The 13,148-nt window shown below is 71.7% G+C and carries 5 protein-coding genes, 1 tRNA gene and 1 rRNA gene; 2 read left to right on the forward strand and 5 right to left on the reverse strand.

Annotated elements, in window-relative coordinates:
- Positions 1-107: 107 nt before the first annotated feature.
- From AB0953_RS33645 to AB0953_RS33655, 3 genes are all read right to left on the reverse strand, one after another.
- On the reverse strand, positions 108-2,939 hold the full coding sequence (locus AB0953_RS33645; RefSeq protein WP_366863394.1) for a DNA translocase FtsK: 2,832 nt from the start codon (positions 2,937-2,939) through the stop codon (positions 108-110).
- Positions 2,940-3,118: 179 nt separating this feature from the next.
- On the reverse strand, positions 3,119-3,799 hold the full coding sequence (locus AB0953_RS33650) for a response regulator (protein WP_366863395.1): 681 nt from the start codon (positions 3,797-3,799) through the stop codon (positions 3,119-3,121).
- Between the two features lie 274 nt (positions 3,800-4,073).
- Entirely contained in the window at positions 4,074-9,641 is a 5,568-nt protein-coding gene (locus tag AB0953_RS33655; RefSeq protein WP_366863396.1) for a HAMP domain-containing protein, read from the reverse strand.
- A 228-nt stretch (positions 9,642-9,869) separates the two neighbouring features.
- On the opposite strand from AB0953_RS33655, the gene AB0953_RS33660 reads away from it, so the two are divergent.
- On the forward strand, positions 9,870-12,395 hold the full coding sequence (locus AB0953_RS33660) for a SpoIIE family protein phosphatase (RefSeq protein WP_366863397.1): 2,526 nt from the start codon (positions 9,870-9,872) through the stop codon (positions 12,393-12,395).
- A 51-nt stretch (positions 12,396-12,446) separates the two neighbouring features.
- Positions 12,447-12,935 carry a hypothetical protein gene (locus AB0953_RS33665; protein WP_366863398.1) on the forward strand — a complete coding sequence of 163 codons (489 nt, stop codon included), beginning with the start codon at positions 12,447-12,449 and terminating at the stop codon, positions 12,933-12,935.
- 39 nt (positions 12,936-12,974) lie between these two features.
- Here the strand turns inward: AB0953_RS33665 and AB0953_RS33670 are convergent.
- Together AB0953_RS33670 and rrf are read right to left on the reverse strand one after the other, a co-directional pair.
- Positions 12,975-13,050: transfer RNA gene (locus tag AB0953_RS33670), tRNA-Thr, on the reverse strand.
- 5 nt (positions 13,051-13,055) lie between these two features.
- Positions 13,056-13,148: ribosomal RNA gene (rrf, locus tag AB0953_RS33675) — 5S ribosomal RNA — on the reverse strand; the annotation flags it as partial.

A 13,148-nucleotide genomic window follows, 5' to 3' on the forward strand; every position in this document is an offset into this window, starting at 1 on the left:
CGGGGCGGTGCGGTGGCGGTCCCGCCTCCGGCGCGCTGCCGGGACGGGGTTCCACCACTTCCCTCAACTGGACGCGCGCCCAAGGGAAACGGTTGCCCTCCCTTCCTTCACGAGTTTGTCTCGCCCCGGATGACGGCGAGGACGCCGTCCAGTTCGTCCGCCTTGACCAGCACGTCGCGCGCCTTCGAACCCTCGCTCGGTCCGACGATCCCCCGGGACTCCATGAGGTCCATGAGCCGGCCGGCCTTGGCGAAGCCCACCCGGAGCTTGCGCTGCAGCATCGACGTCGAGCCGAACTGGGTGGAGACCACGAGCTCGGCCGCCTGGCACAGCAGGTCCAGGTCGTCGCCGATCTCCTCGTCGATCTCCTTCTTCTGCTTCTGCCCGACCGTGACGTCGTCGCGGAAGACGGGCGCCATCTGGTCCTTGCAGTGCTGGACGACCTTGGCCACCTCCTCCTCGGTGACGAAGGCGCCCTGGAGGCGGACCGGCTTGTTGGCCCCCATCGGCAGGAACAGCCCGTCGCCCTTGCCGATGAGCTTCTCGGCGCCCGGCTGGTCGAGGATGACCCGGCTGTCGGCGAGCGAGGAGGTGGCGAACGCGAGCCGCGAGGGCACGTTCGCCTTGATCAGGCCGGTGACCACGTCCACCGAGGGCCGCTGCGTGGCGAGCACCAGGTGGATGCCGGCCGCGCGGGCCAGCTGGGTGATGCGGACGATGGAGTCCTCCACGTCCCGCGGGGCGACCATCATCAGGTCGGCGAGCTCGTCGACGATCACCAGCAGGTACGGGTACGGGCTGAGCTCCCGCTCGCTGCCCGGCGGCAGCTTGATCTTGCCGTCCCGGATCGCCTGGTTGAAGTCGTCGATGTGCCGGTAGCCGAACGCCGCCAGGTCGTCGTAGCGCAGGTCCATCTCGCGCACGACCCACTGCAGGGCCTCGGCGGCCCGCTTGGGGTTGGTGATGATCGGCGTGATCAGGTGCGGGATGCCCTCGTACGCCGTCAGCTCCACCCGCTTGGGGTCCACCAGCACCATCCGGACGTCCTCCGGGGTGGCCCGCACCATGATCGAGGTGATCAGGCAGTTGATGCAGGAGGACTTGCCCGAGCCGGTGGCGCCGGCGACCAGCACGTGCGGCATCTTGGCGAGGTTGGCCATCACGTAGCCGCCCTCGACGTCCTTGCCGAGCGCCACCAGCATCGGGTGGTCGTCCTCGGCCGCGTCCGCCAGGCGCAGCACGTCGCCCAGGTTGACCATCTCGCGGTCGGTGTTCGGGATCTCGATGCCGACCGCCGACTTCCCCGGGATGGGGCTGATGATCCGCACGTCCGGCGAGGCGACCGCGTACGCGATGTTCTTGGCCAGCGCCGTGATCTTCTCGACCTTCACGGCCGGGCCGAGCTCCACCTCGTAGCGGGTGACCGTCGGGCCGCGGGTGAAGCCGGTGACCGCCGCGTCCACCTTGAACTCGGCGAAGACGTTGGTCAGCGAGGCGACCACGGAGTCGTTGGCCGCGCTGCGGGTCTTGCCCGGCCCGCCGCGCTCGAGCAGGTCGAGCGAGGGCAGCGCGTACGTGATGTCCCCGCGCAGCTGGAGCTGCTCGGCGCGGGGCGGCAGCGGCGGGGGCTCCGGCGGCGCCTTGGTCAGGTCCGGGACCGCCGGCGTGCCGGGGGCCGCGGCGGCGGTGGCGTGCGGCTCCCCGGCCGCCGCCGCGGCCGCGGCGGCGGGCGCGGCAGCCGGTTCGGCGCCGACGGCCGGGCCGGCCGCGGTGCGGGGCTGCTCGGGGCGGGCCGACGGCACGGGGGCGGTGGCCTCGGTGCCCTGGCTCCCGGTGGAGATCCCCTGGGTGAGGTCGGCGACCAGCGGCGAGGGCGGCAGCCCTCCCAGCACGGCGCCGTCCAGCGCGGCGGCGGCCGCCGCGGCCACGTCGACGGCGTCCATCTCCCGCTCGCCGGCGGGCCGGGCCGCGGAGCGCCTGGGCCGGCGCCTGCGGGCGAGGGCCTCCTCCTCGGCGGCGTCGGCGGGCTCGGTCCCGCGGCCGCCCGCGCTGCGGGCCCGCCACTGCTCGGGGTCGTGGCGGCCGGGCCGGCCGGCGGCGCCGTGGTCCCCGTACTCGCCGTACTCCGCATGCTCCTCGTCGTACGGGCTCGGGGCGATGATCCCGAGCCGGATGCCCAGCCGCCGCAGCCGCTGCGGGATGGCGTTGACCGGCGTCGCGGTGACCACGAGCAGCCCGAAGACGGTCAGCAGCACCAGCATCGGCACGGCCAGCGGCGCACCCATGGTGAAGATCAGCGGCTTGGACGCGGCCCAGCCGACCAGCCCGCCCGCGTTCTGCATCGCGGTGGTGCCCTCGTCCCGGCCGGGCGCCCCGCAGGCGATGTGCACGAGGCCGAGCACCCCGATGACCAGCGCCGACAGGCCGATGCCGATGCGTCCGTTGGCATCGGGCTGGTCGGGATGGCGGATGAACCGCACCGCCATCACGCCGAGGATGACCGGGACCAGCAGGTCCAGCCGCCCGAAGGCACCGGTGACCAGCATGGTGACCAGGTCCCCGACGGGCCCGCTCAGGTTCGACCAGGTGCCCGCGGCCACGATCAGCGCGAGGGCGAGCAGCAGCAGCGCCACGCCGTCCTTGCGGTGGGCAGGGTCCAGGTTCCTGGCGCCCTGGCCGATCCCGCGGAAGACGGCGCCGACCGCGTGGGCGCAGCCGAGCCACAGGGCGCGCAGCAGCCGCAGCACGCCCCCGGTCGGGGAGGGCGCGGGCTTGGGCGGCGCCTTCTTGGCCGGGGCGCGCTTGGCGGGCGCCGCCTTCTTGGCGGCGGGCCCGCGCCCGGGAGCCGCCTTCTTGGCGGGCGCCGTCGTACGGCCGGTGCGGCCCTTCGCGGTGCCCGCGGTGTTCGGGGAACCCTTGCCGGACGTACGTGAGGCCATGGGGCCGAGGTTACCGGTGCGCACGGCGGTGGACACGCGTGCCCACCCCTTCACCCGTTCGTGTCGCCCGCGGTGTCGGTGCTTTGACGGACCGCCAGAGCCGGCGGCCGACCGGCCCGGCCCGTCACGTGCAGCCGGCCGACCCGCCCGCCGGGACCCCAGCCCCCGCGCGGGCGCGGTCAGTTCTGCGCGGGCAGGACCGGGGCGGTGCCGCCGGCGCCGGGCTCCAGGGCGTCGAGGGCGCGGCGCAGTCCGGTGAGCTTGCGCTCCAGGTGGGCCGCGGTCGCCACGACCGCCGGATCGGCGGCCTCCTCGCCGAGTTGCTTGGTCAGCGCCTCGGCCTGCTCCTCGACCGCCGCGAGCCGCGCCGAGAGCTCGGCCAGCAGCCCGGCCGTCTCCCCGGCCCCGTCACCGCCGGACGTGCTGCCGTCCAGCTGGAGCCGCAGCAGGGCGGCCTGCTCCCGCAGTTGGCAGTTCTTGGTGTACAGCTCGACGAAGACCGAGACCTTGGCCCGCAGCACCCACGGGTCGAAGGGCTTGGAGATGTAGTCCACGGCCCCCGCCGCATAGCCGCGGAAGGTGTGGTGGGGACCGTGGTTGATCGCGGTGAGGAAGATGATGGGGATGTCACGGGTCCGCTCGCGCCGCTTGATGTGCGCGGCGGTCTCGAACCCGTCCATGCCCGGCATCTGCACGTCCAGCAGGATGACCGCGAAATCGTCCGTCAGCAGCGCTTTGAGCGCTTCCTCCCCCGACGACGCCCGGACCAGGGTCTGATCGAGCGCGGAGAGGATGGCCTCCAGCGCCAGCAGATTCTCCGGCCGGTCGTCGACCAGGAGGATCTTGGCCTTCTGCACCATGCCCTGTCCTCCTCGCCCCGGCACGGGGCCTCCCCGGCTCCAGGCTCCGGCCTGTACGCCGGGCCCCGCCCCAGAGGACGGCATCCTTGCGCCGTCCAGCCTTGTGCCGGTCATCGTAGCCCCAGTCCCGAGATCGCCACACCCTGTCACCAAGATGTCACTGTGCACGAAGCAGAAACGGTGTGGGGGAGCAGAAGGTTCCCCGTCCTGTGCCTTCCCACACCGGTTTCGCCACAGTCAGTCAGCAATTGGTACCGCAGCGCTCAGCCGTCGATCACTTCTCCCGCATCCACTGCTCCATGACCGACAGGAGGTAGTCCGGGTCAACCGGCTTGGTCACATAGTCGGAAGCCCCGGAGTCGATCGCCTTCTCCTTGTCCCCCTTCATCGCCTTCGCCGTGAGCGCGATGATCGGCAGCCCCGCGAACTGCGGCATCCGCCGGATCGCCGCCGTCGTGGCGTACCCGTCCATCTCCGGCATCATGATGTCCATCAGCACGACCGTGACGTCGTCGTGCTGCTCCAGCACCTCGATGCCCTCCCGGCCGTTCTCCGCGTACAGCACGGTCAGCCCGTGCTGCTCCAGCACGCTCGTCAGCGCGAACACGTTGCGCACGTCGTCATCGACGATCAGCACCTTCTCGCCGCGGAAGTCGTACGTCCGCGGCGCGGCCGGAAGCTCGTCCTCCGGCGCCATCCAGCCGTCCTCGGCGCCCACCGCGTTCGGCTGCCCGGGCACCGCCGTGCGCGGCTCCAGATCGCTCAGCGCCTTGCGCCGCCGCCGGAACAGCGCCGCCCCGCCCTGTCCCTGCCCCAGCTGCTCGGCCGACGGGTGCACCGGATGGCGCGCGGGCTGCGGATGCGGCTGCGGGTGCGGCTGCGGCTGCAGCGGAGCCAGGGAGACCGGCCCCGCCGGCCCCGCCGGCGCCGGCGGCAGCGCCGGGCGCACCCCGTCGAGGTGCCGGCGGTGCCCCTCGGCCCGGCCGCCGCCGGGCGTCGGCGGCGCGTACCCCTGCGGAGGCAGCTCGCTGGGGTGCAGCGGCAGGTACAGCGTGAAGGTGGACCCGCGGCCGGGCTCGCTCGCCGCGTGGATCTCCCCGCCCAGCAGCCGGGCGATCTCCCGGCTGATCGACAGCCCCAGCCCCGTGCCGCCGTACTTGCGGCTCGTGGTCCCGTCCGCCTGCTTGAACGCCTCGAAGATCACCAGCATCTTGCTGGCCGCGATCCCGATCCCGGTGTCCGTCACCGAGAACGCGATCAGGTCCGCATCCGCCTCCCGCAGCGAGCCGGCCTCCAGCAGCTGCTCCCGGATCGCCGCCGGAACGTCGGCGCCCGCCGGCCGGATCACCAGCTCCACGGCCCCGGTGTCGGTGAACTTCACCGCGTTCGACAGCAGGTTCCGCAGGACCTGCAGCAGCCGCTGCTCGTCGGTGTGCAGCGTCGCCGGGAGCTCCGGGGAGACCCGTACCGAGAAGTCCAGCCCCTTCTCGGCGGTCAGCGGCCGGAAGGTCGCCTCCACGTAGTCCACGAGCTGGACGAGCGCGATCCGCGTCGGCGACACGTCCATCTTGCCCGCCTCCACCTTCGACAGGTCGAGGATGTCGTTGATGAGCTGGAGCAGGTCCGAGCCCGCCCCGTGGATCGTCTCGGCGAACTCGACCTGCTTCGGCGACAGGTTCCCCTCGGCATTGTCCGCGAGCAGCTTCGCCAGGATCAGCAGAGAGTTCAGCGGCGTGCGCAGCTCGTGCGACATGTTCGCCAGGAACTCCGACTTGTAGCGCATCGAGACCGCCAGCTGCTCGGCGCGCTCCTCCAGGACCTGCCGGGCCTCTTCGATCTCGGTGTTCTTCACCTCGATGTCCCGGTTCTGCTGGGCCAGCAGCTCCGCCTTCTCCTCCAGCTCCGCGTTGGCCGCCTGCAGCGCCTTCTGCCGGTTCTCCAGCTCGTCGGAGCGCTCGCGCAGCTGCTCGGTCATCTCCTGCGACTGCTTGAGCAGCATCTCCGTCTTGGAGTTGACGCTGATGGTGTTGACACTCGTACCGATCATCTCGGCGATCTGGCTGAGGAAGTCCTTCTGGATCTGCGTGAACGGCTGGAACGACGCCAGCTCGATCACACCGAGCACCTTGCCCTCGAACAGCACCGGCAGCACGATCACGTGCGCCGGCGGCGCCTCACCGAGCCCCGAGGAGATCTTCAGGTAGCCCGGCGGGGTGTTCTCGACCAGGATCGTCCGCTTCTCCTCCGCGACCGTCCCGATCAGCCCCTCCCCCGGCCGGAAGGCCGTGGGCACCTGACCGCCCGCGTACGCGTAACTGCCGCGCATCCGCAGCTCGTACGCACCGTCCGGACCGCCCTCGGTGCCGATCTCCGTGGTCCCCCCGGACGGCATCGCCAGGAAGAACGCCCCGTGCTGCGCCGAGACCACCGGCGTCAGCTCGCTCATGATGAGCGAGGCCACGTCGTCCAGGTCCCGGCGGCCCTGCATCAGCGCCGAGATGCGCGCCAGGTTGCCCTTGAGCCAGTCCTGCTCCTTGTTGGCCAAGGTGGTGTCGCGCAGGTTCGCGATCATCGTGTTGATGTTGTCCTGGAGGACCTGGATCTCGCCCGACGCGTCCACGTCGATCTTCAGGTTCAGATCGCCGCGGGTCACCGCCGTGGCCACCGCCGCGATCGCCCGCACCTGCCGGGTCAGGTTCCCGGCCATCTCGTTCACCGACTCCGTGAGGTCGCGCCAGGTGCCGTCGACGTCGCGCACCCGGGCCTGGCCGCCGAGGATCCCCTCGGTGCCCACCTCGCGGGCCACTCGCGTCACCTGGTCGGCGAACGAGGACAGCTGGTCCACCATCGTGTTGATCGTGGTCTTCAGCTCCAGGATCTCGCCGCGCGCATCGATGTCGATCTTCTTGGTCATGTCGCCCTTGGCGATGGCGGTCGTGACCATGGCGATCTGCCGCACCTGCCCGGTGAGGTTGGAGGCCATGAAGTTCACCGAGTCCGTGAGGTCCTTCCACGTCCCCGAGACACCCGGCACGTGGGCCTGGCCGCCGAGGCGGCCCTCCGTACCCACCTCCCGGGCCACGCGCGTGACCTCGTCCGCGAACGACGACAGGGTCTTGACCATCGTGTTGACCGTGTCCGCGAGCTGCGCGACCTCGCCGCGCGCCTCCACCGTCACCTTCTTGGTCAGATCGCCGTTGGCGACCGCCGCCGAGACCTGGGAGATGTTGCGCACCTGCGAGGTCAGATTGTTCGCCATCAGGTTGACGTTGTCGGTGAGGTCCTTCCAGATGCCCGTCACCCCGCGCACCCGGGCCTGGCCGCCGAGGATGCCCTCGGAGCCCACCTCGCGGGCCACCCGCGTCACCTGCTCCGCGAACGAGGACAGCTGGTCCACCATCGTGTTGACGGTCGTGACCAGCTCCAGGATCTCGCCCTTGGCATCGACGGTGATCTTCTTGGACAGGTCGCCCGTCGCGACCGCCGTCGTCACCTCGGCGATGTTGCGCACCTGCGAGGTCAGGTTGTTCGCCATGAAGTTGACGGACTGCGTGAGGTCCTTCCAGGTGCCCGAGACGCCCTTCACCTCCGCCTGGCCGCCCAGGATGCCCTCGGTGCCCACCTCCCGGGCCACCCGCGTCACCTGCTCGGCGAAGTTCGACAGCTGGTCCACCATCGTGTTGATGGTGTTCTTCAGCTCCAGGATCTCCCCGCGCGCATCCACGTCGATCTTCTGCGACAGGTCGCCGCGCGCCACCGCCGTCGCGACCTGCGCGATGTTGCGCACCTGCGAGGTCAGGTTCCCGGCCATGCCGTTCACCGAGTCGGTCAGGTCCCGCCACACGCCGGCCACGCCCGGCACCTGCGCCTGGCCGCCGAGCCGGCCCTCGGTGCCCACGTCGCGCGCCACCCGGGTCACCTGCTCGGCGAAGGCCGACAGCTGGTCCACCATCGTGTTGATGGTGTTCTTCAGCTCCAGGATCTCCCCGCGCGCATCCACGTCGATCTTCTGCGACAGGTCGCCGCGCGCCACCGCCGTCGTCACCTGGGCGATCTGGCGCACCTGCGAGGTCAGGTTCCCGGCCATGAAGTTGACCGAGTCGGTGAGCTCCTTCCAGGTGCCCGAAACCCCCTCGACGCGGGCCTGACCGCCCAGGCGGCCCTCCGTACCCACGTCCCGGGCCATGCGCGTCACCTGGTCGGCGAACGACGACAGCTGGTCCACCATCGTGTTCACGGTGTTCTTCAGCTGGAGCATCTCGCCGGAGACGTCCACCGTGACCTTCTGCGACAGGTCGCCGTTGGCGACCGCCGTCGTCACCTGCGCGATGTTGCGCACCTGGCCGGTCAGGTTGCGGAAGGCGGTGTTCACCGAATCGGTGAGGTCCTTCCACGTCCCCGCCGCACCCGGCACCTGCGCCTGACCGCCCAGCTCACCCTCGACGCCCACCTCACGGGCCACACGGGTCACTTCCGCGCCGAAGGACTGGAGCTGGTCCACCATCGTGTTGACGGTGTTCTTCAACTCCAGCATCTCGCCGGCCACATCGACCGTGACCTTCTGCGACAGGTCGCCGTTCGCCACCGCGGTCGTCACCTGCGCGATGTCCCGCACCTGCGTGGTCAGGTTGCGGAAGACCGTGTTCACCGAATCGGTGAGGTCCTTCCACGTCCCCGCCGCACCCGGAACCTGCGCCTGACCGCCCAGCAGACCCTTGGCGCCGACCTCGCTGGCCACCCGCGTGACCTCGTCCGCGAAGGTCCGCAGCGTCTCCGTCATCTGGTTGATCGTCTCGGCCAGCTGCGCGACCTCGCCGCGCGCACTGACCCGCACCTTCTGCGACAGGTCGCCGTTGGCGACCGCCGTCGTGACCTGCGCGATGCCCCGCACCTGCGCCGTGAGGTTCCCCGCCATCGTGTTGACGGAGTCGGTCAGGTCCTTCCACACGCCCGCGACCCCGGGCACCTTGGCCTGGCCGCCCAGCTCGCCCTCCGTACCCACCTCCCGGGCGACCCGCGTCACCTCGGAGGAGAACGACGACAGCTGGTCCACCATCGTGTTCACGGTGTTCTTCAGCTGGAGCATCTCGCCGGCCACGTGCACCGTGACCTTGCGCGACAGATCGCCCTTGGCCACCGCCGTCGTCACCAGCGCGATGTCACGCACCTGAGCGGTGAGCCGGTACGCCATGGTGTTGACGGAGTCGGTCAGGTCCTTCCACGAACCCGACATGCCGCGCACCTGCGCCTGGCCCCCGAGCTTGCCCTCGGTCCCCACCTCCAGCGCGACCCGCGTCACCTCGTCGGTGAACGCCGACAACTGGTCGACCAGGTTGTTGACCGTGCGCCCGACCTTCAGGAACTCCCCGCGCAGCGGATGCCCCGCCCCGTCGTCCGTCAGCGCCCGCAGGTCCATCCGCTGGTCCAGATCGCCCTCGGCCACCGCCGACAGCACCCGGCCCACCTCGGACACCGGCCGCGCCAGATCGTCCACCAGCTGGTTCGAGGCGTCGATCGCGGCCGCCCAGGAGCCCTCGCAGGCCCCCGTCTCCAGCCGCTCGCCCAACTTGCCCTCGCGGCCCACCATGCGGCGCACCCGCGACAGCTCACCGGTCAGGTGCAGGTTGCGGTCGGCGACCTCGTTGTAGACGGCGGCGATCTCCGCCATCACCCCGTCGCCGGAGACGGTCAGCCGCTTGCGGAAGTTCCCGTCCCGCATCGACACCAGGGCCATGAGCAGCCGGTTCAGAGCGGCGGTGTCGACCTCCGTCGTGCCGTTGCGGCGGGGCCGCCCGCCCTTCGGGCGCGTTCCCGTACGCCGCACCGCTGCACCAGACTCCACCGTGTCCCTCCCGAAAGGGTCGACCGCCGTTCCACCGGCATCCCGCACGTCCACGCGCCGGTACCCGGATCCTGCCCAGTGTTTCACCCCGGCCGAACCCGGCCATAACACTTCGGCACCATCGCACACCGCCCGCACCCTGCGGGTGGAATCCCCCACGACGGCCCCAAGCCGCCCGCGAAGGTAAGTAACCTGGCATCCGATGTCCCACCGCGTCGAAGGAGACCCGTGATCACGGCTCGGGCCGCTGCCAGCTTCGATCCCCAGGGCCGGTCGGTCGCCGCCGCCCGCGTCTTCGTCCGCGACACCCTCCAGGGCTGGGGCTTCGCGGACATCGTCGACGACGCGGTCGTGCTCACCAGCGAGCTCGTCACCAACGCCGTGGTCCACGCCGGCACCCGCGCCGAGGTCCTGTGCCTGCGCACCGAGGACGGCGTACGCGTGGAGATCGCCGACCGCTACCCCGAGCGCGAGCTGCCCCTGCGCCACCCCGGCCAGCGCCCGTACGCCGACCCCGATCGCGAGAGCGGCCGCGGCCTGATGCTCTGCGCCGCCCTCGCCACCCGCTGGGGCGTCGAGTACACCGCCACCCGCAAGCACGTCTGGTTCCGCCTCGACCTGCCCGACCGGCCGGTGGGCACGCGCTCGGCCGGGCCCGTCGTCCCCGACCGGCTGCTGCCGCTCGCCGACAGCCGCGTCCGCGTCGCCGTCGTCCAGATCGACGCCGCCGACTGCATCTCCGCCTGGAACGAGGACGCCGAGCACATCTTCGGCCACCCCGCCGGCAAGGCCATCGGCCGCCCCCTCGCCGAACTCGCCGCCTGGCCGCAGACCCCCGGCACCGGCACCGGCATCGCCGAGGCCCTGCGCCTGTCCCGCTGGGAGGGCAGCTACGGCATCCGCGGCGCCGACGGCCGCGTCATCCCCGTGTACGCCTCCCACCTGCGCGTCCGCGACGCCCACGGCGAACCCTCCATCGTCTGCCTCCTCGTCCACGACGACGAGCGCGCCCTGCTGCAGACCCCGGTCCGCGTCCCCGCCTCCGACGGCGTCCCCCTCATTGAGGCCCGCCCCGCGGACCCCTTCGAGGTCTTCATCGGCTCCCCCGCCCCCGACGACCTCGACGGCCTCCTGCAGCGCACCGTGGAACGCGCCCGCGACATGCTCGACGCCGACGCCGCGTTCCTGCTGCTGGCCACCGACGACGAAACGGAACTGGAGGTCCGCGCCACGACCGGCCTGCCCTCCACCCGCCAGCGCTTCGCCCGCGTCCCCGTCGAGGCCGGCACCAACCGCTACGGCTCGGCCCGCATGCCCGCCGTCCACGACGACCTCACCGCCGTCCCCGGAGCCGTCCCCCTGCTGGACGCCACCGGCATGCGCTCCGTCGTCACCGTCCCGCTGAAGGTGGAGGGCCGCCTCACCGGCTCCCTCGGCGTCGCCGCCGAGAACCCCGGCCGCTACTCCAACGCCGAGGCCCTGCGCCTGCAGTTCGCCGCCGACCGCATCGCCCTGGCCGTCGAATCCGCCCGCCTCGGCGAGCTGGAGCGGCTGCGCCGCGGCTCCCTCTCCTTCCTCGTCGAGGCCTCCGACCTGCTGGCGGGCACCCTCGACCGGGACCAGACCCTGGCCCTCATGGCCCAGATGACCGTCCCGACCCTGGCCACCTGGTGCGCCGTCTACACGATCGCCGACCAGTCCTCCGAGCCGTACCTCTCCTACGTCCTGCACGAGGACGAGGAACGCATCGACGCCCTCAAGGCCCTCCTCTCCCGGGTGAGCCCGCCCGAACCGGTCCGCGAGGCCGGCGCCCGGCCCTGGCACCCCGCGGCCGCGGCCGTCGGCGGCGAGACCGTCGTCCTGCCGCTGCTCGCCCGCAACCGCGTGATCGGCATGCTCACCCTCGGAAAGCCCTCCGAGGAGCACTTCCGCCAGGAGATCCTCGAGCTCGCCGAAGACCTCTCGCGCCGCGCCGCGCTCGCCCTCGACAACGCCCGCCTGTACTCGGAGCGCACCGCCATCAGCCGCTCCCTGCAGCGCAGCCTCCTCCCGCCCGGCTCCCCCGCCATCCCCGGCATGGAGGTCGAGGTCATCTACCGGGCGGCCGGCGAGGGCAACGAGGTCGGCGGCGACTTCTACGACGTCTTCCCGATCCGCGACGGCGCGTACGGCTTCGCCATCGGCGACGTCTGCGGTACGGGTCCGGAGGCGGCCGCCGTGACCGGCCTCGCCCGGCACGCCCTGCGCCTCCTCGCCCGCGAGGGCCTCGGCGGCCCCGCGGTGCTCGAACGGCTCAACGCGGCGATCCTGGACGAGGGTGCCCGCAGCCGCTTCCTCACCCTCCTGTACGGCGAACTGCACCCCCAGCCGGACGGCGGCGCCCTGATGAAGGTCGTCTGCGCCGGCCATCCCCTCCCGCTGCGCCTGCGCCCGGACGGCGGCGTCGTCGCGGCCGCGGACCCGCAGCCCCTGCTGGGCGTCATCGACGACCTGGAGCTGTACGAGCAGACGCTCACCCTCGACCCGGGCGACGTCCTGCTCTGCGTCACGGACGGCGTGACCGAGCGGCGCGAGGGCAGCCGCATGCTGGGCGACGACGGCCTGACGGAAGTCCTCACCACCTGTACGGGCCTCACGGCCGGCGCGGTCGCCGCCCGCGTCCTGCGCGCGGTGGAACGCTTCGCAGCCGAACCCGCCTCGGACGACATGGCCATCCTGGCCTTCCGCGTCCCCCACCAGCGCACGGGCGACTGACCGCCCCCGCCCCCTGTCGCGTCGGCGGGGCCGTGTGGTCGACTCCCGCCCGTGAACATCCTTCTTGCTGTTCTCAGCAGCGCGGTCGCCGTCGGCGGCACCCTGATCGGCTCCTGGAGCACCTACGTGTTCCAGCGGCGCACCGCCGAACGGGCTGAGGCGGTGAACCGAGAGGAACGGCTCCGGCAGGAACGGCTGGCGGCCTTCAGCACCTACGCTGCCGCAGTCACCGAACTCAAACGCGGGCTGATCACCTTGTGGTTCCGTCGCCGGCGCGCCCTACGGGACCAGGGCACGCGCGAGGAGCTCCAGGCCGCCCAGCTGGACAGCGACCGCCTCGGCGCAGCGGCCGAGGCCGCCGGATTCCGCCTCCGCCTGGTCGCGGACGATCCCGGCCTGCGCCCGCTGATGACCGCCATAACGACGCACCTCGGGGCGATATCCCACGCCCCTGACCGCCAGGCGGTGATCGCGATCGAGGCCCGCTTCGAAGAAGCGGTCACCGCGTTCATCGATGCCGCGGCCACCCGCGTCCGATGAAACAAAAAAGGCCCCCGCCTGACGGCGGGGGCCTTTTGTTGGAGCCCTTTAACGGAATCGAACCGTTGACCTTCTCCTTACCATGGAGACGCTCTACCGACTGAGCTAAAAGGGCGGGTTGTTCGGCGGCGTCCTACTCTCCCACAGGGTCCCCCCTGCAGTACCATCGGCGCTGAAAGGCTTAGCTTCCGGGTTCGGAATGTAACCGGGCGT

Origin of the sequence: Streptomyces sp. NPDC046866, from assembly GCF_040704625.1 — a bacterium.
GTDB lineage: Bacteria > Actinomycetota > Actinomycetes > Streptomycetales > Streptomycetaceae > Streptomyces.

Excerpts from the sequence above, each read along its gene's own strand:
- AB0953_RS33645 (WP_366863394.1), bottom strand. The coding sequence starts at position 2,939 with ATGGCCTCACGTACGTCCGGCAAGGGTTCCCCGAACACCGCGGGCACC.
- AB0953_RS33650 (WP_366863395.1), bottom strand. The coding sequence starts at position 3,799 with ATGGTGCAGAAGGCCAAGATCCTCCTGGTCGACGACCGGCCGGAGAAT.